General features: G+C 58.0%; 23 protein-coding genes and 1 pseudogene. 11 read left to right on the forward strand and 13 right to left on the reverse strand.

Features of this window, described 5'->3' with window-relative positions; genetic code table 11:
* Positions 1–470: 470 nt before the first annotated feature.
* The gene (locus tag ACZ1HA_RS01250) at positions 471–1,676 is read right to left on the reverse strand and encodes a pyridoxal phosphate-dependent aminotransferase (protein ID WP_472712559.1); all 1,206 of its coding nucleotides are present in this window, start codon (positions 1,674–1,676) and stop codon (positions 471–473) included.
* Between the two features lie 88 nt (positions 1,677–1,764).
* Between ACZ1HA_RS01250 and ACZ1HA_RS01255 the strand changes: the two genes are divergently transcribed.
* From ACZ1HA_RS01255 to ACZ1HA_RS01265, 3 genes are all read left to right on the forward strand, one after another.
* A complete protein-coding gene (locus ACZ1HA_RS01255; RefSeq protein ID WP_436397845.1) occupies positions 1,765–2,172 on the forward strand; it encodes a helix-turn-helix domain-containing protein in 408 nt (135 codons plus the stop codon).
* Positions 2,156–2,422 (forward strand): succinate dehydrogenase assembly factor 2, encoded by a 267-nt coding sequence (locus ACZ1HA_RS01260; protein WP_472712560.1) that lies wholly within the window; start codon positions 2,156–2,158, stop codon positions 2,420–2,422. Before ACZ1HA_RS01255 ends, ACZ1HA_RS01260 begins: the two co-directional genes overlap by 17 nt.
* A 92-nt stretch (positions 2,423–2,514) precedes the next feature.
* A complete protein-coding gene (locus ACZ1HA_RS01265; RefSeq protein ID WP_375228739.1) occupies positions 2,515–3,027 on the forward strand; it encodes a MarR family winged helix-turn-helix transcriptional regulator in 513 nt (170 codons plus the stop codon).
* Here ACZ1HA_RS01265 and ACZ1HA_RS01270 read toward each other — a convergent pair.
* The 3 genes from ACZ1HA_RS01270 to ACZ1HA_RS01280 are packed head-to-tail and all read right to left on the reverse strand — an operon-like array spanning position 3,021 to position 4,870.
* Entirely contained in the window at positions 3,021–3,734 is a 714-nt protein-coding gene (locus tag ACZ1HA_RS01270; RefSeq protein WP_472712561.1) for a DUF1194 domain-containing protein, read from the reverse strand. The two genes, ACZ1HA_RS01265 and ACZ1HA_RS01270, sit on opposite strands and share 7 nt — an antisense overlap.
* A 3-nt stretch (positions 3,735–3,737) precedes the next feature.
* A complete protein-coding gene (locus ACZ1HA_RS01275) occupies positions 3,738–4,445 on the reverse strand; it encodes a DUF1194 domain-containing protein (protein ID WP_472712562.1) in 708 nt (235 codons plus the stop codon).
* On the reverse strand, positions 4,442–4,870 hold the full coding sequence (locus ACZ1HA_RS01280) for a VOC family protein (RefSeq protein WP_472712563.1): 429 nt from the start codon (positions 4,868–4,870) through the stop codon (positions 4,442–4,444). The genes ACZ1HA_RS01275 and ACZ1HA_RS01280 overlap by 4 nt, the downstream gene beginning before the upstream one ends.
* 190 nt (positions 4,871–5,060) lie before the next feature.
* Between ACZ1HA_RS01280 and ACZ1HA_RS01285 the strand changes: the two genes are divergently transcribed.
* Both ACZ1HA_RS01285 and ACZ1HA_RS01290 read left to right on the forward strand, forming a co-directional pair.
* Positions 5,061–5,885 (forward strand): thymidylate synthase, encoded by an 825-nt coding sequence (locus ACZ1HA_RS01285; protein WP_472712564.1) that lies wholly within the window; start codon positions 5,061–5,063, stop codon positions 5,883–5,885.
* Between the two features lies 1 nt (position 5,886).
* Complete coding sequence (locus tag ACZ1HA_RS01290; RefSeq protein ID WP_472712565.1) at positions 5,887–6,372, forward strand: dihydrofolate reductase; 486 nt, start codon at positions 5,887–5,889, stop codon at positions 6,370–6,372.
* Between the two features lie 6 nt (positions 6,373–6,378).
* Here ACZ1HA_RS01290 and ACZ1HA_RS01295 read toward each other — a convergent pair whose 3' ends face one another.
* Complete coding sequence (locus tag ACZ1HA_RS01295) at positions 6,379–7,020, reverse strand: TadE/TadG family type IV pilus assembly protein (RefSeq protein ID WP_472712566.1); 642 nt, start codon at positions 7,018–7,020, stop codon at positions 6,379–6,381.
* Positions 7,021–7,182: 162 nt separating this feature from the next.
* Between ACZ1HA_RS01295 and ACZ1HA_RS01300 the strand changes: the two genes are divergently transcribed.
* A complete protein-coding gene (locus tag ACZ1HA_RS01300; protein ID WP_472712567.1) occupies positions 7,183–8,364 on the forward strand; it encodes a cytochrome P450 in 1,182 nt (393 codons plus the stop codon).
* Between the two features lie 119 nt (positions 8,365–8,483).
* Here ACZ1HA_RS01300 and ACZ1HA_RS01305 read toward each other — a convergent pair whose 3' ends face one another.
* Positions 8,484–8,690, reverse strand: coding sequence for a cold-shock protein (locus ACZ1HA_RS01305; RefSeq protein WP_298838868.1), 207 nt, complete (start codon positions 8,688–8,690; stop codon positions 8,484–8,486).
* A 185-nt stretch (positions 8,691–8,875) separates the two neighbouring features.
* Between ACZ1HA_RS01305 and ACZ1HA_RS01310 the strand changes: the two genes are divergently transcribed.
* Positions 8,876–9,193 carry an ArsC/Spx/MgsR family protein gene (locus ACZ1HA_RS01310; protein WP_472712568.1) on the forward strand — a complete coding sequence of 106 codons (318 nt, stop codon included), beginning with the start codon at positions 8,876–8,878 and terminating at the stop codon, positions 9,191–9,193.
* Positions 9,194–9,202: 9 nt separating this feature from the next.
* On the opposite strand, the gene ACZ1HA_RS01315 is transcribed toward ACZ1HA_RS01310, so the two are convergent.
* The 5 genes and pseudogenes from ACZ1HA_RS01315 to thrS all read right to left on the reverse strand — a co-directional run bounded on the left by ACZ1HA_RS01315 (position 9,203) and on the right by thrS (position 13,912).
* Entirely contained in the window at positions 9,203–9,748 is a 546-nt protein-coding gene (locus ACZ1HA_RS01315; protein WP_472712569.1) for a DoxX family protein, read from the reverse strand.
* Between the two features lie 23 nt (positions 9,749–9,771).
* Entirely contained in the window at positions 9,772–10,515 is a 744-nt protein-coding gene (locus tag ACZ1HA_RS01320) for an HvfC/BufC family peptide modification chaperone (protein ID WP_472712570.1), read from the reverse strand.
* Positions 10,512–11,366 carry an MNIO family bufferin maturase gene (gene bufB, locus ACZ1HA_RS01325; RefSeq protein WP_472712571.1) on the reverse strand — a complete coding sequence of 285 codons (855 nt, stop codon included), beginning with the start codon at positions 11,364–11,366 and terminating at the stop codon, positions 10,512–10,514. The genes ACZ1HA_RS01320 and bufB overlap by 4 nt, the downstream gene beginning before the upstream one ends.
* Before the next feature lie 88 nt (positions 11,367–11,454).
* Complete coding sequence (locus ACZ1HA_RS01330) at positions 11,455–11,760, reverse strand: BufA1 family periplasmic bufferin-type metallophore (protein WP_375228728.1); 306 nt, start codon at positions 11,758–11,760, stop codon at positions 11,455–11,457.
* Positions 11,761–11,966: 206 nt separating this feature from the next.
* Positions 11,967–13,912, reverse strand: a pseudogene (gene thrS, locus ACZ1HA_RS01335) (threonine--tRNA ligase).
* 191 nt (positions 13,913–14,103) lie between these two features.
* Between thrS and ACZ1HA_RS01340 the strand changes: the two are divergent.
* Positions 14,104–14,349, forward strand: coding sequence for a hypothetical protein (locus tag ACZ1HA_RS01340; RefSeq protein WP_375228727.1), 246 nt, complete (start codon positions 14,104–14,106; stop codon positions 14,347–14,349).
* A 21-nt stretch (positions 14,350–14,370) separates the two neighbouring features.
* On the opposite strand, the gene ACZ1HA_RS01345 is transcribed toward ACZ1HA_RS01340, so the two are convergent.
* Positions 14,371–14,787, reverse strand: a complete 417-nt coding sequence (locus ACZ1HA_RS01345; protein ID WP_375228726.1) for an MAPEG family protein — start codon at positions 14,785–14,787, stop codon at positions 14,371–14,373.
* Position 14,788: 1 nt separating this feature from the next.
* Positions 14,789–15,556: an ArsR/SmtB family transcription factor gene (locus ACZ1HA_RS01350; protein WP_472715261.1), complete on the reverse strand. Its 768-nt coding sequence runs from the start codon at positions 15,554–15,556 to the stop codon at positions 14,789–14,791.
* A 98-nt stretch (positions 15,557–15,654) separates the two neighbouring features.
* Here ACZ1HA_RS01350 and ACZ1HA_RS01355 point away from each other — a divergent pair, with 98 nt between their 5' ends.
* From ACZ1HA_RS01355 to ACZ1HA_RS01365, 3 genes are read left to right on the forward strand one after another with little or no spacing between them, the layout of a single operon-like run.
* Positions 15,655–16,416 (forward strand): alpha/beta fold hydrolase, encoded by a 762-nt coding sequence (locus ACZ1HA_RS01355; RefSeq protein ID WP_472712572.1) that lies wholly within the window; start codon positions 15,655–15,657, stop codon positions 16,414–16,416.
* Positions 16,416–16,853: a VOC family protein gene (locus ACZ1HA_RS01360; protein WP_375228723.1), complete on the forward strand. Its 438-nt coding sequence runs from the start codon at positions 16,416–16,418 to the stop codon at positions 16,851–16,853. The genes ACZ1HA_RS01355 and ACZ1HA_RS01360 overlap by 1 nt, the downstream gene beginning before the upstream one ends.
* The gene (locus tag ACZ1HA_RS01365) at positions 16,853–17,485 is read left to right on the forward strand and encodes a hypothetical protein (protein ID WP_472712573.1); all 633 of its coding nucleotides are present in this window, start codon (positions 16,853–16,855) and stop codon (positions 17,483–17,485) included. The genes ACZ1HA_RS01360 and ACZ1HA_RS01365 overlap by 1 nt, the downstream gene beginning before the upstream one ends.
* Positions 17,486–17,517 lie beyond the last annotated feature (32 nt).

The following is a 17,517-nucleotide window of genomic DNA, read 5'->3' on the forward strand; positions in this document are numbered from 1 at the left end:
CCGGAACTGTTAAAACTGCGACATACTGGCGCGCAAAACATTCAACAAAGCTTTAATCCGGAAACGATGGCTCCGCAGGAAATCTGCGCGGCCCCGCAGGGACCTCGGGAAATGAAGCGGCAGATTTCCTGTGATATCGATTACTTTTCAAAGTGTTACGGTTTCCGGGGCTGCTGGCCTTCACAAAGACGGGGGTGCTGTCCGAATACTCTTCATTTTACGGCAGTTTTTAGGTGTCGCGAACAACATGGAGATTATTCCCGTTATGCGGGAATTTCGGGACTCTAGGCTGCCCCGGATTCGAGCACTTCCCGGAGACTGCCATCCCGGTATAACGGGATCAGGCTGTTCCGTATGCGCAGGCTCCTACAAGCCCCCGTGGCAGCTCAGTTCGCCACTGACCTGAGATCCAATAGCAGCAAGTGTCGGGTTCGGGATACGACCGGCGCGGATGCCGGTCGCAAGGGTCTTCAACCGGTCAGCGCCGCACAGAATTTCTGGATCCGGGTGCATGCCTCGGTCAGCGCTTCATCCGAGGTCGCATAGCTGACGCGAAAATTCGGACTCAGACCAAAGGCCGCACCAAATACAACCGCAACGCCGGTTTCTTCCAGCAAGGCCGTCGCGAAGGCTTCGTCGTTCTCGATGACTGCACCGCCCGCCGAGGTTTTGCCGATCAGCCCGGCAATCGACGGATAAACATAAAACGCGCCTTCGGGCTTGGGGCAGGTGATCCCATCGATGGCATTCAGCATATCCACCACCAGATTGCGGCGGCGTACAAACATCTCGTTGTTCGGCGCGATGTAATCCTGTGTGCCGTTCAGCGCTTCGACGGCAGCCCATTGGCTGATGGTGCAGGGGTTTGACGTGCTCTGGGACTGGATTTTGCGCATTGCCGCGATCAGCGTTTCCGGGCCAGCGGCATACCCGATCCGCCATCCGGTCATTGCATAGGCTTTGGACACCCCGTTCACTGTCAGTGTCCGGTCATAAAGCCCGGGCTCCACCTGCGCCGGCGTGCAGAACTCAAAGTCATCATAGGCCAGATGTTCGTACATATCGTCAGTCATCACCCAGACATGTGGATGGCGCATCAGGACATCCGTCAGTCCTTTAAGCTCTTCCCGGCGGTAACCGGCACCGGTTGGGTTGCTGGGGGAGTTAAAGATGAACCACTTGGTTTTTGGCGTAATAGCTGCCTCAAGCGCATCGGGTGTCAGCTTGAAATCCTGTTCCAAGGTCGCTGGTGCGATAACAGGCTCGCCGCCGGCCAGCAGGACCATATCCGGGTAGCTGACCCAGTAAGGAGCTGGTATGACAACTTCTTCTCCGGGGTTCAGCGTCGCCATCAGCGCGTTGTAAAGGATTTGTTTACCACCTGTGCCCACACTGATCTGAGATGGCTTGTAGGTCAGGTCATTGTCACGGGCGAATTTATCGCAGATTGCCTGCTTAAGCTCTGGAATTCCGTCCACGGCGGTGTATTTGGTCTTACCGGACGAGATTGCCGCGACAGCGGCGTCTTTGATGTTCTGCGGTGTGTCAAAGTCCGGTTCCCCGGCACCAAGCCCGATAACATCCCGGCCTGCAGCCTTGAGCTCACCGGCTTTGGTTGTGACAGCGATGGTCGGGGACGGTTTGACACGCGCAAGTGTCGCAGAAAGCAATTCCATGTCGGCCTCTGGTTGATAGGACTGAGGCGCATTGTTAGGGGCCATCCCGGCATGTATCAAGCGCGATAACAGACAAGGAGACTTCAGAATGGACGATTTCCAGGACTGGTACGGACCTGATACGGCGACTTTCGGTGACAGGGTGGCTGCAGCCCGCGAGGCGGCAGGTATGAACCAGAGCGAACTCGCACGCCGGCTGGGTGTCCGCGTCGCGACGCTGCGCGCCTGGGAAAATGACCTGAGCGAGCCGCGGGCGAACAGATTGTCCATGATGGCCGGTCTTCTGAATGTTTCGATGATGTGGCTGATCAACGGCGAAGGCGTAGGTCTGGACGCTCCCGGCAACGAAGGCGAGCTTTCAGCAAGCTCGGCGGATATCCTGAACGAGATCCGCGATCTGCGCGCCGACATGCTGTCGCGTGTTGAGCAACTTGGACGCCTCGAAAAGAAACTCCGTCAGACACTGGTGACCGAGGCCCATGACGGAACTGCATGAGCATCGCCTGAAACGGCTGAAGATGCGGTCTATGCGGCGTGGGATCAAAGAGATGGATCTCATCCTGCAACAATTTGCTGAAACCAGTCTTGATGGGATGAGCGATGATGATCTCTCGCTTTATGATGCCATGCTCAGTGAGAATGATCACGATCTATATCAGTGGGTTAGCGGGCAGGCGCCAGCACCAGAGCCCTATCAGGCGATGATCGACCGCATCATCGGACAGCTGCCTGGAACGGACGTCTGAAACCAGCGCACGCTGGTTTTTCATGTTTTTAACGAAATATTGGCGTTTCCGTCTCAATTTCTGTGCAAATCAGAATGAATCGGAGCGCGTGTATGAGTATCCAGGATCAGATCCAGACAGACCTGCCGCAAGGCGGTCAGAACCAGGGGTTCATGATCAGTTATCTTGAAGCCCTTTCGCTGGTGGAGCGTCTCCACCGGCTTCTGCTTGATGTGATCAAGGATGAGTTCGAACGGGTTGGTGTGCTTGAGATCAATGCGGTCCAGGCACTGTTGCTGTTTAACATTGGCGACAACGAAGTCACTGCGGGAGAGCTGAAAAGCCGTGGCTACTACCAGGGCAGCAACGTCAGCTATAATCTGAAAAAGCTGGTCGAAATGGGCTATATGCACCATCAGCGCTGCGAGATTGACCGCCGTTCCGTGCGTGTGCGCCTCACAGACAAGGGTCGCAAAATCCGCGACGTGGTTTCAACGCTGTTTTCACGGCATGCCGAAGGGCTTGAAGACAAAGGCGTGCTGGGTCCGGCGGGCATTGATGACATTACGTCGTCCCTTAAGCGTATGGAACGCTACTGGTCCGACCAGATCCGCTATATCTACTGAAGCCCGCTGATCGCAATTCCATCCAGTTCGCGTTTCAGTTTCAGTGTCATGGCATCCGCGTAGGCCTCGAACCCGATTGCAGTCTGCACGAAAGCGTCCGGGCCGGTAATGACCTCGGCCCGGAAATAAGACGAAAGCTCGCCCAGTTCCTGCTGCCGTCTGTTCCCCGATGCCGGTGCGTCAGCTCCGATGACAAGTGCATTAACTGTAATGCCCTGTTCTGAAAGCTCTTCTTTGACATCGCGGGGGCGGGGTCCGAGATTGGACTTGCCATCCCCGGAAATATCCAGCGTCCGTTTCCAGCAGTGACTTTTCTGTCCGAGAAGCGACGCGCCTGTCTCCATCGCTGTGCCAAGCGCGGTTCCCGGTGTACTGACGCGACGCTCAGTACGCGACAGTGTTACGCTGATCTGCCTGAGGTCGTCTGCGTTGCGCAACTCCGTCCAGGGCACAAGGATGACCTGATCATCGGGCCCGCTCCATTCATAGACAACAATGGAAACGGGCGCGGCAGGCGTCGACAGTAACAGAGAAGCAACTTCCTGATTGTTGAGCGCTGTCACCAGCCCGTCGATCTGCAATCTGTATTCCCGCAGGTCGACAGAACCGGAGACATCCAGCCCGAGCGCCAGCGCCTGGCGACACGCCGCATTGCTGGTGTGCGCAGTTGCGCAGAGCAGGCACAGTGCAACGAACTCAGGCCGCATCGCTTATCCTCCCGGCGCAACCTTTCCGGCCAGCCCGATGACCGGTGGCGTGACTTCGCGCTCAAGTTTGCGTCGCATCGCGCGCTCGTAGTCGTCAAACCCCTGTGCAATTTCGATAAAGGCACCCGGGCCATGCAGCACTTCGGCTTTGTAAAAAGCAATGAGACCGGTCTCTGCTTCAAAATCCGCGCCATTGACGACGAGCCCGTTGACCGTAACGCCTTCAAACGGAAAGGCTTTATACGCCTGTTCAGGGCCAAACCCCTCGTTATTCTGACCGTCACCGGCTATGTCGATTGTCCGGTAAAGACAGTCAGGGCCGCGTTCCAGAAGACCTGCACTATATCCCAGTGCATATCCCATCGCTGTCGGAAAATCATTGTGGCTGCGCGTACTGGCGGCGACGGTTTCGGCAACACTGACCAGCTTTGCGGGCCGGTCAATCAATGTCCAGTCCAGCAGCAGTTCCTGGTTGTAGCGCCCCGACCACTCGAAAATTGCCAGCGCTACAGGGACATCGCTGGCAAAAAAGGCCCTCACAACTTCCGGCGCGGTCAGCGCGGCAACAAGACCACCGCGCTGAAGGGCATCTTCCCCGGCATCGACCGAGCTGGACACATCCATTGCCATGACGAGCGCCAGCCGGCACTCAGAGGCCTCTGCCGCCGCGGCGCCCAGAAGAATGGCGCCTGTCAGGGCTGACCGGATCACCAATGTCCGGTGTTTTCCATGTTGGACCAGGGCTCTGCCGGGGGCAGGTTGTCACCTTCCTGAAGCAGCTCGATGGAAACGTTGTCAGGTGAGCGGACAAAGGCCATGTGGCCGTCTCTCGGCGGACGGTTGATTGTTACCCCGTTGTCCATTAGGTGCTGGCACACCTCATAGATATTGCCGACGCGGTACGCCAGATGTCCGAAATGACGGCTGTCCGACGGCAACCCGTCATCGCCATCCCAGTTGTACGTCAGCTCCACGGGGCATTCTTCCTGACCCGGAGGCGCCATAAAAACCAGTGTAAACCGACCGCCCTCGCTTTCGTGGCGGCGCGTTTCCTCCAGCCCGAGCAGTTTGTAAAAGGCAATCGAGTCCTCGAGATTTTTGACGCGGACCATTGTGTGAAGATACTTCAGTGACATGGAAATTTTCCCGTATATTTGTGAATTCCATACAAAACCTAACACGTGTGGCGGCGGTTGCCACCCACCGGCGCGCGATCGTGAAGAGACCTGTGCGCTCCTGCTTTGCCTTGGAAAAATAATCCGGTAAAGCTGACGCATGGGCATGAATCTGAAAGCCGCCCGGCCTGATTTCGCAGGAGAGATAATTTTGCAGCAGTATCACGATGCCTTGCGCATGGTTCTGGATCATGGCACCGAATCGTCCGACCGGACCGGTACCGGGACGATCTCGTATTTTGGTCTTCAGTGCAGATACCCGCTCAGCGATGGGTTCCCCCTTGTGACGACCAAAAAACTGCACCTGCGTTCGATTATTTACGAACTTCTTTGGTTTCTCTCCGGTGACACAAACATCCGGTATCTGCAGCAGAATGGTGTTTCCATCTGGGACGAATGGGCCGACGAAAACGGTGATCTCGGCCCTGTATACGGGCATCAGTGGCGTCATTTCCCCAAAGTGTCCCGCACGGACGACGCCGAGGCCCGCGTTCTGATCGGAGAAGTCGACCAGATCAGCAATCTGGTCGAGGCCATTCGCAAGACGCCGGACAGCCGCCGGCTGATTGTCTCTGCGTGGAACCCCGGCGAAGTGGATCAGATGGCGCTGCCACCCTGTCACACGCTGTGGCAGGTGCGGATTATTGGCGGCAAGCTCCATCTGCAGCTCTACCAGCGCTCTGCTGACATGTTCCTCGGTGTGCCGTTCAATATCGCATCTTATGCGCTTCTTCAGGTGATGCTGGCCCATGTCACGGGTTATGAGCCAGGTGACTTCGTCCACACGATGGGGGATGCCCATATCTATTCGAACCATATGGAACAGGTCCAGACACAGCTCGAACGCACGCCGCGTGATCTGCCGACGCTCCGGCTGACCAGAGACGTGAAATCCATTTTTGACTTCCGGTACGATGACTTTGAATTTGTGGGGTATGATCCTCTGCCGGCGATAAAAGCGCCTGTGGCTGTCTGATATGCTGACATTGATTGTGGCGCGGGCGCGGAATGGTGCCATCGGCCGGAACAACGAAATCCCATGGCATGCGCCGGAAGATCTGAAGCTTTTTCAGCGCGAAACCGTTGGTGGCGCGCTGGTGATGGGGCGGAACACCTGGGAAAGCCTGCCGGTCAGGCCGTTGCCCAGACGCCTGAACTGTGTGGTGTCGCGTGACAAAAGCGTGGCGGACATGGTGGTTTCCGACCCTGTCGGCGCCGTGGCTGCGTGCTACGAGGCAGGTTACACAAGGATCTATGGGGCCGGGGGGCAGAAAATCTATCAGGATCTGATGCCGCATGCGCAAAGGCTGCTGATCACAGAGGTTGACCTGGTTGTGCCGGATCCTGACGCTGTGTTTCCCGACTTTGATCCTTTGGACTGGCGCGAAGTCCGCCAGATGCCGGTCAGGTCAGAAGACCCGGCCTGCACGTTGCGCGAGCTGATCAGGATACAACGTGCCTGATGGTGTTCAGCGGCACCGTTTTCTGAGCTTGCCGTTCTTTTTGTAGCATGACGGATCGTATTCGTTTTCTGCGACGACCTCGTCTCCGGGTTCGCCGGCTTCAGCGGAGTCGCTTGACCCGGATTTTTTCTTCTGAGCTTTCTTCGAACCGGCTGTTTTTTCCGGCTTTTTGTCTTTCTGGGAGGGTTTGGTTGCAGGTTCTTTTGCGGTGTCGGAGGGGTTCTCCGCTGCCGTATCAGGCGCAGAAGCCTTATCTTCGTCAGCCTTTTTGCTGGTGTTGTCTTTGGAGCCGCCTGACGCGCTACTGCCGTTTCCGGACGACGTTGTGCCGGTTGATGCAGTATCCCTCGCTCCACTGGTAGATTTATGAGCACCGTCGTCGACCGGACTGTAGCCCCCCTGCGCAGGACGACGGCGATCACGCTCGCCGGATGGGTCGCGCTCGGTCAATACTTCCTCACCAACCTTTTCGGCCAGGACCTGTGTGCCGTTTGAGGTCATTTCCAGCACGCCGGCAGCAAGGCTGATAATCAGAGCTGAGACCACGACGAATTCGGACGTGACACTCCCGCTCTGATTTCTGACGAACCTTTTCAGCATTGCCGGCAGTGGGGCGTGCGCAACATGCGCAGAACTGGTGAAAAACACGGGAAAACTCTCCGGGCAATCGTTACAAACTTACTAAAAATGGTGTTTAGATGCGGGAGAGGGCGCAAAGAGGAAATCAATTGGGCAATTTCGGGTCATGTTTGAGAGGGGTGCCGCAGCGTCTCAGCCTGTCTGCACCTTTCGGCCCGGACAGATTTCACGATGCTTGACCTGACGGACCTGCCTTCGGATTTTCATGCGGATCCCGCGCCGTATTATGATCAGCTTCTGGCCCGTCAGCCGGTGTGTCCGCAACCGGACGGCTCAGTTATTCTGTCGTCGCATGCTGATCTGATGACCGTCTACCGGGATACGCAGCGCTTTGTGTCGGACAAGAAGGCAGTCTTTGCGCCTAAATTCGGCGAAGGCACGCCGCTGTATGAGCACCATACGACCAGCCTGGTGTTCAATGACCCGCCTCTACACACGCGTGTCCGGCGGATCATGTCCTCGGCCTTGACGCCCCGGGCACTTCAGCGGATGGAGCCTGGCCTGATCGCAACTGTCGACCGCTTGCTGGACGAATTGCCCGCCGCGCCGGATCTGATCTCTGATTTTGCAGCCCGTATCCCCATTGAAGTGATTGGCAATCTTCTTGATGTGCCGCCTGATGAACGTGCTCCCTTGCGGGACTGGTCCCTGAACATACTGGGGGCTCTGGAACCTGTCTTGTCGACGGAACAGCAGATGCGTGGCAACGACGCCGTCACGGCCTTTGCAGAATATCTCTCAGATCTTATTGCGCGGCGCAGATCGCATCCCGGCGATCCGGAAACGGACGTCCTGACGCGGCTGATCGATGGTGATGAAACGGGGCGGCTTTCTTCGTCAGAGCTCATACATAACTGTATTTTTATTCTGAATGCCGGTCACGAAACGACCACCAACCTGATCGGCAGTGCGCTGGGGCTGTTTTTTGATCACCCGACGCAGCGAGATGCGTTGTGCAGGACGCCAGATCTTATCGACGGTGCGATCGAGGAAGTTCTCAGATGCAGGTCCCCGAACCAGTTTGGCAACCGGGTCGCAACACAGGAGGCGGTATTTCAGGGCACAATCGTTCCGGCCGGGACGAACCTGCATTTGTGCATCGGTGCCGCGAACAGGGACCCTGGCGTTTTTCATGATGCGCGTACGTTTGACATCACACGTTCGCCGAACCGTCATCTTGCGTTTGGCGGGGGACCACATGTCTGTGTTGGTCTGACACTGGCGCGCATGGAGGGACGTATCGCGCTTTCCCGCCTGCTTGACCGCTGCCCTGACTATCGCCTGACAGACCGGCAGGAGGCTGGTCGCGTACGGTTTCGCGGATATTCATCACTGCGGGGCGAAATGACCTGACCGGGTGAAAGGAACATTTGGCGGCCTTGTCACCCACAGAAGCAGCCGCCGCAGGCAGCGGCGACCGTCATATTCCGGTCAGGGGTGTCAGGCCGCCGTGCGCCGGCGACCGGGGATCATCAGAGAAGCTTCAGGTCACTGGCCATCTGACGGCCGTCACGGCCCTCGGTCAGCTCGAAGCTTACTTTCTGGTCATCGGCAAGGCCTGTGAGCCCAGATCTTTCTACAGCGGAGATATGGACGAAAACGTCAGATCCCCCTTCTTCGGGCGCAATAAATCCATAGCCCTTGGTCGTATTAAACCATTTCACGGTGCCAGTAGGCATTGTTCCGTGCCTCCTTTCCACTTGTGCTGCACCGGGTGGACGGTGCGGCTGAATTTGAGAAACGATCTTTGCATTCCACAATCGTTCCACACCCTAGACATTGCTCGTTGTCTCTGAAAATCAAGGGGAAGCGGTCGGAACTGTGCCGGTTCCTGCCAGAATTGACACCTGTTTGAGGACAAATTGTGCATCTTTACGGGCTTAAAAACTGCGATACCTGCCGCAAGGCGCTGAAGTCTCTGACAGGAGCAGAACTGGTGGATGTGCGTGCCGATGGCATGCCTGCTGATCTGCTGGACCGGGCGCTGGCGCAGTTCGGCGAAGCGCTTGTAAACACACGCTCAACCACATGGCGCGGGCTTGATGAGGCTGAACGGGAAGCGCCGAAGGCTGAACTCCTCCGGCGCTATCCTGCTTTGATGAAACGGCCGCTGATCGATGATGGATCAACGCTCTATCTGGGCTGGACCCCTGAAACCAGGGCGTCGCTGGGGGTGGCGTAAGCCGGGTTTTCAGGCTTCCGGCTTGCGGCGAAAGGCCGCGTCGAGTGACAGGGGGCCCGCGCCTTTGATCACCAGCACCAGAAGCAGAAACACCCAGAATGCGCGCTGATCCAGGATGACGCTGTCGGGGAACCGGTCAAACCAGGCGCCGAGAGTTTCTTTGTGTTCCAGACCGCCATGACCGAACAGGTCAGTAAGGGACTGTACGATCACAAACCCGATCATACCAAGAGCTGAGAGCCGGGTGAAAAGGCCGATCATGATCAGCGCAGGCAGGATAAACTCAGCCCATGTGCCGGCAACGACGACGGCCCAGTGAAACGTTGTCAGCTGAGTGACATCGTATGTCACAGCTTCCATGGCTTTGGGAAAGATCTGCGCATAAGCACCGACCGAAGGCGAGAACAGGCCGCCGATACTGTCTCCAAGCTTGGTCAGACCGGAAACCCAGAAATACAGCAGCAGCGTCGCTGCGAAAATCAGCCGTGCGAGGCTCGAAAGAAGCCAGTCCGCCCGCGAGAGGCGATCGGTGACAGATGTGTATAGGGCAATCATTCTTCAGTCCTTTGTTCGGGCGGTCATACCAGCGTTGTGAACGCCTGCGTCTGTAGTGTGAGTGAAAGTGCAGCTGCGAGATCAAATGTTGGCAGGTCTGTCTGGGCCGCGGCATGGGCATCGCCAAGTGTCTGCCCCTGTGACAGGGCTTCGATCCAGGTTGCAGCGCCTTCGGGCATGAGGTGGGGCGTGGGATCAAACCCGGGCCTGGTGATCAGGACATCCTGAGCAACGGCCTGAGGTTTCGGCGCGTCGGCAACATTGTTGAAACGCCAGAGATCAAACAGTGGCCAGCGGGAGCGCAGCCAGACAGTTGAAGGCGCAGGGCGCAGCCGCAGTGCCATCAGTGTTTCCGGATCGGTCTGCAGAACATCCGGATCCAGCGGTGCTGCATCGGCGGCATGATAAGATCTGCGCAGTGCCAGATCGAGGCGCGCGCAGTCTGCGAGGTAGCCGATATGCGCCAGAGGTTCGAAACCGGCGACAAAATCCGGAAAGCTCTCGCCATAATACATCATCAGCGGAGACACTGGCGGATGGCTGCGGACATAGAGCGCGGCCAGCTGGCCGAAATTCTGCGCGCCGATCAGCTTGCGTGCCAGCGGGAAAGCTGTGGCCAGTGCTTCGGAAAGAGAAACGACCACGTTGTTGCGATAAACAGAAAACCGTGCACCGGCCGGTCCTGCCTGCGCATCCTGAAGACCGGCAGGCACATCCCTGTCTGCATCCAGCAATGCAGCGCGGAATTCTGTCTGGGAAACGGTCATTTTACCGGTTGCAACACGTCAGCTGCGCGGCGCGCATCGGCCTGCAGTTCAGGCCATTCCGGTACATCATTGTCCCATTCAACAAGAACAGGGCGCGGGCCGGTTTTCGCAAGCGTGTACGACAAAAGGGACCAGACGGGGTCTGCAACGGGCTTGCCGTGACTGTCGATCAGCAGTGGTGCGCCATGGTCGTCAGTGTCTTCATCATGACCGCCGACGTGTATCTCGCCGACTGCATCAAGCGGGTATGCATCGATGTAGCCCTGTGGCGAATACCCGAGGTTGGTGGCCGAGATGAAAACGTTGTTCACATCGAGCAGAAGACCACACCCCGTGCGCCGGACGATTTCGGCCAGAAATCCCGTTTCATCCCAGGTGCTTTCCTCAAACGCAAGGTAGCTTGAAGGGTTTTCAAGAAGCATGCGCATCCCGAGTGCTGTCTGCACTTCGTCAATATGTGCGCAGACGGTGTCCAGCGTCTGATTGGTGTAGGGCAGGGGCAGCAGGTCGTTCAGGAACTCCGCGCCGTGCGTTGACCACGCCAGATGCTCCGAGAAGCTCGCGGGTCTGAGCCATCCTGTCAGGTCTTTCAGCCGTGCCAGATGATCCTGGTCCAGCGGGCCTTCGCCGCCGATGCTGAGCCCGACGCCATGCACAGAAACTGCAAACCTTTCGGCAAGACTGCGCAGCTGTGCCAGCGGACGCCCACCGGAACCCATGTAGTTCTCGGCGTGAATCTCGACCCATGTCACAGGGTCCGGATCGCTCATCAGATCGGTGAAATGCTGCGGTTTGTACCCAACACCTGGTGCGTCAGGCAACCGTTCAAAGCGGGGGGAGTTGTCCAGCACAGGAAGTCTCCTGTCGGTTGTTCGGGTACAGAAATCTGGGGCAGTCAGGCGGCATCTGCCGCCTGTGCCGGAAGCTTAAGGTGCCGGATCAGGCCGGCAGGTCGCGGCTCAGCTCTTCGAGGGAGCCTTCGCGTGCTGTGCCGTCCGCCATTGCAGGCAGTTCGATCTCGGCACATGTGCCTGCGTCGACCAGTGTCCAGGCGTTGCCCTGGTAGTCAACTGTGGACGTGCCGGCGCATGTTGTGCCCGGGCCCGCGGCGCAGTCGTTTTCACCTGCCAGCGAAACGCCATAGCACTTTTCCTTGGCTGCGGCTTCAGCTGTTGTTGTGCTGTGACCTACCAGCGCGGCAGCGACGGCACCTGCGATTGCAACGGATTTCATTGTGTTCGACATGTGTTTTTTCCCTTGTTACCGGCCATCGTGGCCACTCGTGGTGTATAGGTAGGGCTGTGCCCGCAAAGTTACCACTCACGAGCCTGTGTGTCACATACGCGTTAGCGAGGGCTTACCAAAATGTCAGGAAACGCGGCGTTTCGGGGCGGTAATGTTACAAAACCGCCCCTCCTGGCCGCCGGGAACACATCTGCCCGCGGGCAATGTTACAACAGGTCGGGCGCTGTCGCGTCCAGAGCCAGCTGTTTTGTTACATCATCCAGTGGCTGGACGCTGGTCTGCTTCTCACCAAGACGGCGAACAGTTACAGTGCGTTCTTCAACCTCTCGGGCTCCGACCGCGAGGATTACGGGTACTTTTCCGACAGAATGCTCGCGGACTTTGTAATTGATCTTTTCGTTGCGTACGTCCGCTTCAGCCCGCACACCTGCGTCGCGAAGGGCGTCAACAATCTCGTGCACGTAAAGATCCGCATCCGAGATGATCGAGGCCACCACGACCTGCCGCGGCGCCAGCCAGAAGGGCAGTTTGCCGGCATGCTCTTCGATCAGGATGCCGATGAACCGCTCAAATGAGCCGAGGGTCGCACGGTGCAGCATTACCGGCCGGTGCTTGCCGCCGTCGGCGCCGATGTAGGTCGCATCCAGCCGCTCGGGCAGAACAAAGTCGACCTGGAAGGTACCGCACTGCCAGTCGCGGCCGATGGCGTCGGTCAGCACGAACTCCAGTTTCGGCCCGTAAAAGGCACCTTCCCCTGGGTTCATCTCAGGCTCAATGCCAGCCGCGCGTGTGGCGCTCAGCAGGGCTTCCTCTGCCTTGTCCCAGACCTCATCTGATCCCGCGCGGGTCTCGGGGCGGTCCGAGAACTTCACCGAAAAGCTCTCGAACCCGAGGTCTTTGTAGACATCGGTCAGAAAGCTGATGAACCGGGCGCATTCGCTGCCGATCTGGTTTTCCTCAGCAAAGATGTGACCATCGTCCTGCGCAAACCCGCGCACCCGCATGATCCCGTGCAGTGCACCGGAGGGCTCATACCGCGCGCAGGAGCCAAACTCGGCCATCCGCAGCGGCAGATCGCGATAGGATTTCAGACCGTGTTTGAAAATTTCCACGTGGCAGGGGCAGTTCATCGGTTTCAGCGCATTCACGGCTTTTTCGCGTGCGTGCTCTTCCTCGACCTCAACGATGAACATGTTCTCCTGGTATTTTTCCCAGTGGCCGGACTTTTCCCACAGGTTGCGGTTCACGACCTGCGGGGTGTTCACCTCCACGTAACCACCCGCATGCTGCTTGCGGCGGACATAATCCTGCAGAGTGGTATAGATGCGCCAGCCGTTGGGGTGCCAGAACACCTGTCCGGGGGCCTCTTCCTGCATGTGAAAGAGGTCCATCTCGCGGCCCAGCTTGCGGTGATCGCGTTTGGCGGCCTCTTCCAGCATGTTCAGATGCGCGCGCAGTTTTTCCTTGCCGGTAAAGGCCACACCATAGATCCGCTGCAGCATCGCGCGGTCACTGTCGCCACGCCAGTAGGCGCCGGCGATGGACATCAGTTTGAACGCGTCACCGGGGACCTGGCCGGTATGCTGCAGATGCGGGCCACGGCACAGGTCCTGCCAGTCGCCATGCCAGTACATCCGCAGTGGCTCATCGCCCGGGATCGCATCGATCAGCTCAACTTTGTAGGGCTCATTGTTGTCAGTGTAATGCTGAACCGCCCGCGCACGGTCCCAGACCTCGGTGGTCACAGGCTCGCGTTTGTTGATGATCTCCTTCATTTTCTTCTCGATCAGGCCGAGATCTTCCGGAGTAAAGGGCTCAGCCCGGTCAAAGTCATAATACCAGCCGTCTTTGATGACCGGGCCGATGGTGACTTTGGTGTCCGGCCAGATCTCCTGCACCGCGCGGGCCATGATGTGCGCCAGATCGTGGCGTACCAGTTCGTTGGCCTGTTCTTCATCCTGCATGGTGTGGATCGCGATGGTCGCATCGGCGTCAATCGGCCAGGCGAGATCATAATGCGCGCCGTTCACAGTCGCGCTGATCGCTTTTTCCGGAGCGAGGTCGAAATACTGGCGGCCACGTCACCAGCGGTTACGCCGGCGTCATATGCACGCGAATTGCCATCGGGAAAGGTAAGAGAGATCTGGGCCATCTGGGGCACTCCTCGTCGGTTTGGCGCCTACGAGACGCCCGGTTGCGGGTTATGGTGCCGCGCTCTTCGCCCTGGGCGCGTCAGGTGTCAAGCACGAATGGGCATGACTATGCGTTTGTATACCTAAGAATACGTTGACTGCGACATTTCCTATGTTAAATCCGACATATCCAGCCAAAAGGGGACATCAAATGCCGCGTTACAACAAATCGTTCGACCTGAGCATCCATGATGTGGACCTGATTGAAGAAGCTCTGCGGGCGCGCGGACGCGAACTGTGCCGTATGCGCCGGGCGCTGTCGGATGAAAACCCGGCTGATCTTCAGTCGATCGGCGTGATTGAGACAGATCAGCGCGAGAACGAGGAACTGCTGGGGCGTCTGCACAATCAGAAGATTTTTTACCGCCCCGGCACGACACCCTACGTAGGCGGGTGACCGCGCCGGGCGCGATGATTGCTATGCAGTAAATGCTGCGCCTGCCATTATCAGACAGCACACCCAGCCCGCTGAAAAGAGCAGGGGCCGCAGAGGCATGCGGGCCTTTCCGCTGATCATTCCGATCGCATGGGCCACGCGCAGCCAGAAAAACGCGATGGCAGTCCAAAGGGTGACCGTCGAATAGGCATCCAGCCGGTCGATGATCAGTACCAGCACCGCAAACGGGAGCAACTGCTCCAGCAGGTTCAGATGCGCGCGATGCGCTCTGTGCACCCATTCCGGAAATCCGTCGAGCGAGGGTGGCCGTGCAAAACTGTCGGTGCCGGTCTGAGGGTGTTTGTTCACCCCGACTATGTACGGGATCCAAAGTGATGCGGCGAGAATACAGAGCATAATGACGATGCCGAGCTCTGTCGAAAGAGCGGAATTGTTCATCTCAGGCCTCCTCGCCCCAGGCAAACCGAACGGTTTTTCCGGTTTCCAGCCAGGTTTTCAGGCCCGCCATCGTGCGGTGCCAGCCGTCCGCCACACCTTCCTGTCCGGCCGGAATGTCATAGTGTTCGACCGTCAGCATGCAGTTTTCGCCCTGCGGCTCGATCAGGTAGACAAAACGGGATGTTTCCAGCGGTACATCCGGCCCAGCCCAGTGCGGCTCAAAAGTGCTTTCGATCCGCGTTTTGGGTGTCAGTTTGGTTTCTGTCAGCACCAGCATGAGGCTTTGGTCTGGCATGCGGAACACCAGTTTGTTCCCGTCACGCTCGCAGCTGCCGGCGACGAAATTGTAAGCGGCGTTGGCATCGGGGTCCGTCAGCGCATGCCACAGGGCGTCCTGTGTGCAGTTGATATAGGTCTGCATCATAAAATCGGGTTTGGTCATTTTCCGTGGTCCTTCAAGTTGGGTTTTCAGGTCAATCACCGCTCGTGCCGCCGGTTGTTCGAGCAAAGGCCCGACCCAGCGATCCATTGTTTCCTGCAACGGCAGGGCGTTGATGTAGTGGTATTTGAACCGGCCTTTTTTATGGGCAACGACGAGCCGGGCCTCTTCGAGCACGCCCAGATGCTTCATCACGCCGAAACGCGACATCTCGAACTGCTCTGTCAGGTCCTGCAGGCTCTGACCGGGTCTGGCGCGCAGGCTGTCGAGCAGCTGTCTGCGGGCGGGATCGGCCAGAGCTTTGAAAATCGAGATCCATAGCAGCCTTATAGGTTACTTTATAGTCACGTGACAATATGGTCACCTAAAAAATATCCGGTTGCGGGTGCGTGGCGTGCTGCGCATGATCCGCGAAAAAGGAAATGTTCATGTCAGAACCACAGTTTTTCCAGACGCCGCGCGGGCGGCGGCTGGCCTATCACCACCATGCGGGTCGCGGCCCCTGCATTGTGTTTCTTGGCGGGCTGAAGTCGGACATGGAGGGCACAAAAGCGCTGCACCTTGAGGCATGGGCGCGCTCCCGGGGGCGGGCGTTTCTGAGATATGACTATTCCGGACACGGACAGTCTTCGGGCACTTTTGAAGAGGGGTGCATCGGTGACTGGGCGGAGGACACGAATGATATCCTGACACATGTTGTCAGGGGCCCCGTGTTACCCGTTGGCTCGTCCATGGGCGGTTGGCAGGCGCTGTTGCTGGCAAGGGCGATGCCTGAACGTGTCGTGGGGCTGGTCACAGTCGCGGCCGCTCCGGATTTTACCGAGGACGGCTACTGGGCGTCCTTCACCGAAGCGCAGAAGCAGCGACTGAAAGAAGAAGGGCGGATCGAGATCCCGTCGGACTACATGGAGCCATATGTGATTACGCAACGCATGATCATCGACGGCCGCGAACAGCTCGTCCTGCACAGTCCGCTTGATCTGCCGTTCCCGGTGCGCTGTCTGCAGGGTACGGCAGACACGGCTGTCAGCACGGAAACAGCCGTCAGACTTCTCGATCACGTATCCGGTCCGGATATGCGGTTGCTGCTGGTCAAGGACGCGGATCACCGGTTTTCTGACGGTCCCTGCCTTGCGCTGATTGAAGAGGCTGTTTCCGAAGTTCTGTCTCTCACGGAGGAGCGCGCCTGATGGAGCAGAGGCTCAGCCTGATCACCCTTGGCGCGCGGGACATGAACGCCCTTGCTGCTTTCTATGAAGCAATGGGCTGGAGGCGCACGGAAAGTCCGGATGGTGTGATTGCGTTTGATATGATCGGACAAACACTCGGGCTTTATCCACATGAAAAACTGGCCGAAGATATCGGGCTGGAACCTGAGGCGCTGGGCCATGGCGCGATCACACTCGCACACAATGTACGCAACAAGGACGAAGTTGCGGCTCTGCTCGACAGGGCCGAAAAGGCAGGCGCGCGGATTCTGAAGCCGGCACAGGATGTCTTCTGGGGCGGACACCACGGCTATTTTGCTGATCCGGAGGGCCATATCTGGGAAATCGCGTGGAACCCGTTCTCGCCGTTGCGGGAAGACGGCGCTTTCCGCTGGAACGGCTTTGGTGCTGAGGACTGATGCGCAGCCCGCGCAGCGTGTGGTCGCTTGAGACGCTGGGGCGTGTCCGCCTGTCGCGTCACTTTTTCATGCGCGACTTTCTTTATTCCGAGATCGGCAGCTTTCATCAGGTGCAGAACATTCCTGAAGACCCTGACCTCGCGATTGCGAATGGCCGGCACCTGTGCGAACAGCTTCTTGATCCGCTGGAAGAAACCTTCGGACGTATTGCGGTCAGATCCGGGTACCGGTCTGCTGTCCTGAACCGGTATGGAAACGAAAACCGGCTGAACTGTGCGCGCAACGACAACCCCATTGAATGCCACATCTGGGACCGTGGGTCCGGTGAGGAGGCGATTGCGGGGACGTCCCTGGTGATCCCCTGGTTTGCGGATCAATATGAGCAGGGGCGCGACTGGCGAGACCTTGCCTGGTGGGTACACGACCATCTGCCGTATTCCGAGATGTGGTTTTTCCCGAAACTGGCAGCGTTCAACCTTGTTTGGCGACCGCGGCCGCACCGCACCATCTCCAGCTATATCGCTCCGCGTGGCATGCTGTTGCGTGCTGGTGATTCCCCGGCGGAAACGGCGGATCAGCGCGGTGTGCGGTATGCAGATTTTCCGATATTCAGGGGCATAAAATACCCGTGAAGCGTGCATATTTTGTGGATATTCTGACTATA

The sequence above is a fragment of the Roseobacter sp. S87 genome (assembly GCF_055693285.1).

What these genes read in the sequence shown, in the direction of transcription:
- ACZ1HA_RS01250 (WP_472712559.1), bottom strand. Translation starts at nt 1,676, where the DNA reads ATGGAATTGCTTTCTGCGACACTTGCGCGTGTCAAACCGTCCCCGACC.
- ACZ1HA_RS01255 (WP_436397845.1), top strand. Translation starts at nt 1,765, where the DNA reads ATGGACGATTTCCAGGACTGGTACGGACCTGATACGGCGACTTTCGGT.
- ACZ1HA_RS01260 (WP_472712560.1), top strand. Translation starts at nt 2,156, where the DNA reads ATGACGGAACTGCATGAGCATCGCCTGAAACGGCTGAAGATGCGGTCT.
- ACZ1HA_RS01265 (WP_375228739.1), top strand. Translation starts at nt 2,515, where the DNA reads ATGAGTATCCAGGATCAGATCCAGACAGACCTGCCGCAAGGCGGTCAG.
- ACZ1HA_RS01270 (WP_472712561.1), bottom strand. Translation starts at nt 3,734, where the DNA reads ATGCGGCCTGAGTTCGTTGCACTGTGCCTGCTCTGCGCAACTGCGCAC.
- ACZ1HA_RS01280 (WP_472712563.1), bottom strand. Translation starts at nt 4,870, where the DNA reads ATGTCACTGAAGTATCTTCACACAATGGTCCGCGTCAAAAATCTCGAG.
- ACZ1HA_RS01290 (WP_472712565.1), top strand. Translation starts at nt 5,887, where the DNA reads ATGCTGACATTGATTGTGGCGCGGGCGCGGAATGGTGCCATCGGCCGG.
- ACZ1HA_RS01300 (WP_472712567.1), top strand. Translation starts at nt 7,183, where the DNA reads ATGCTTGACCTGACGGACCTGCCTTCGGATTTTCATGCGGATCCCGCG.
- ACZ1HA_RS01305 (WP_298838868.1), bottom strand. Translation starts at nt 8,690, where the DNA reads ATGCCTACTGGCACCGTGAAATGGTTTAATACGACCAAGGGCTATGGA.
- ACZ1HA_RS01315 (WP_472712569.1), bottom strand. Translation starts at nt 9,748, where the DNA reads ATGATTGCCCTATACACATCTGTCACCGATCGCCTCTCGCGGGCGGAC.
- ACZ1HA_RS01320 (WP_472712570.1), bottom strand. Translation starts at nt 10,515, where the DNA reads ATGACCGTTTCCCAGACAGAATTCCGCGCTGCATTGCTGGATGCAGAC.
- ACZ1HA_RS01330 (WP_375228728.1), bottom strand. Translation starts at nt 11,760, where the DNA reads ATGTCGAACACAATGAAATCCGTTGCAATCGCAGGTGCCGTCGCTGCC.
- ACZ1HA_RS01340 (WP_375228727.1), top strand. Translation starts at nt 14,104, where the DNA reads ATGCCGCGTTACAACAAATCGTTCGACCTGAGCATCCATGATGTGGAC.
- ACZ1HA_RS01345 (WP_375228726.1), bottom strand. Translation starts at nt 14,787, where the DNA reads ATGAACAATTCCGCTCTTTCGACAGAGCTCGGCATCGTCATTATGCTC.
- ACZ1HA_RS01355 (WP_472712572.1), top strand. Translation starts at nt 15,655, where the DNA reads ATGTCAGAACCACAGTTTTTCCAGACGCCGCGCGGGCGGCGGCTGGCC.
- ACZ1HA_RS01360 (WP_375228723.1), top strand. Translation starts at nt 16,416, where the DNA reads ATGGAGCAGAGGCTCAGCCTGATCACCCTTGGCGCGCGGGACATGAAC.
- ACZ1HA_RS01365 (WP_472712573.1), top strand. Translation starts at nt 16,853, where the DNA reads ATGCGCAGCCCGCGCAGCGTGTGGTCGCTTGAGACGCTGGGGCGTGTC.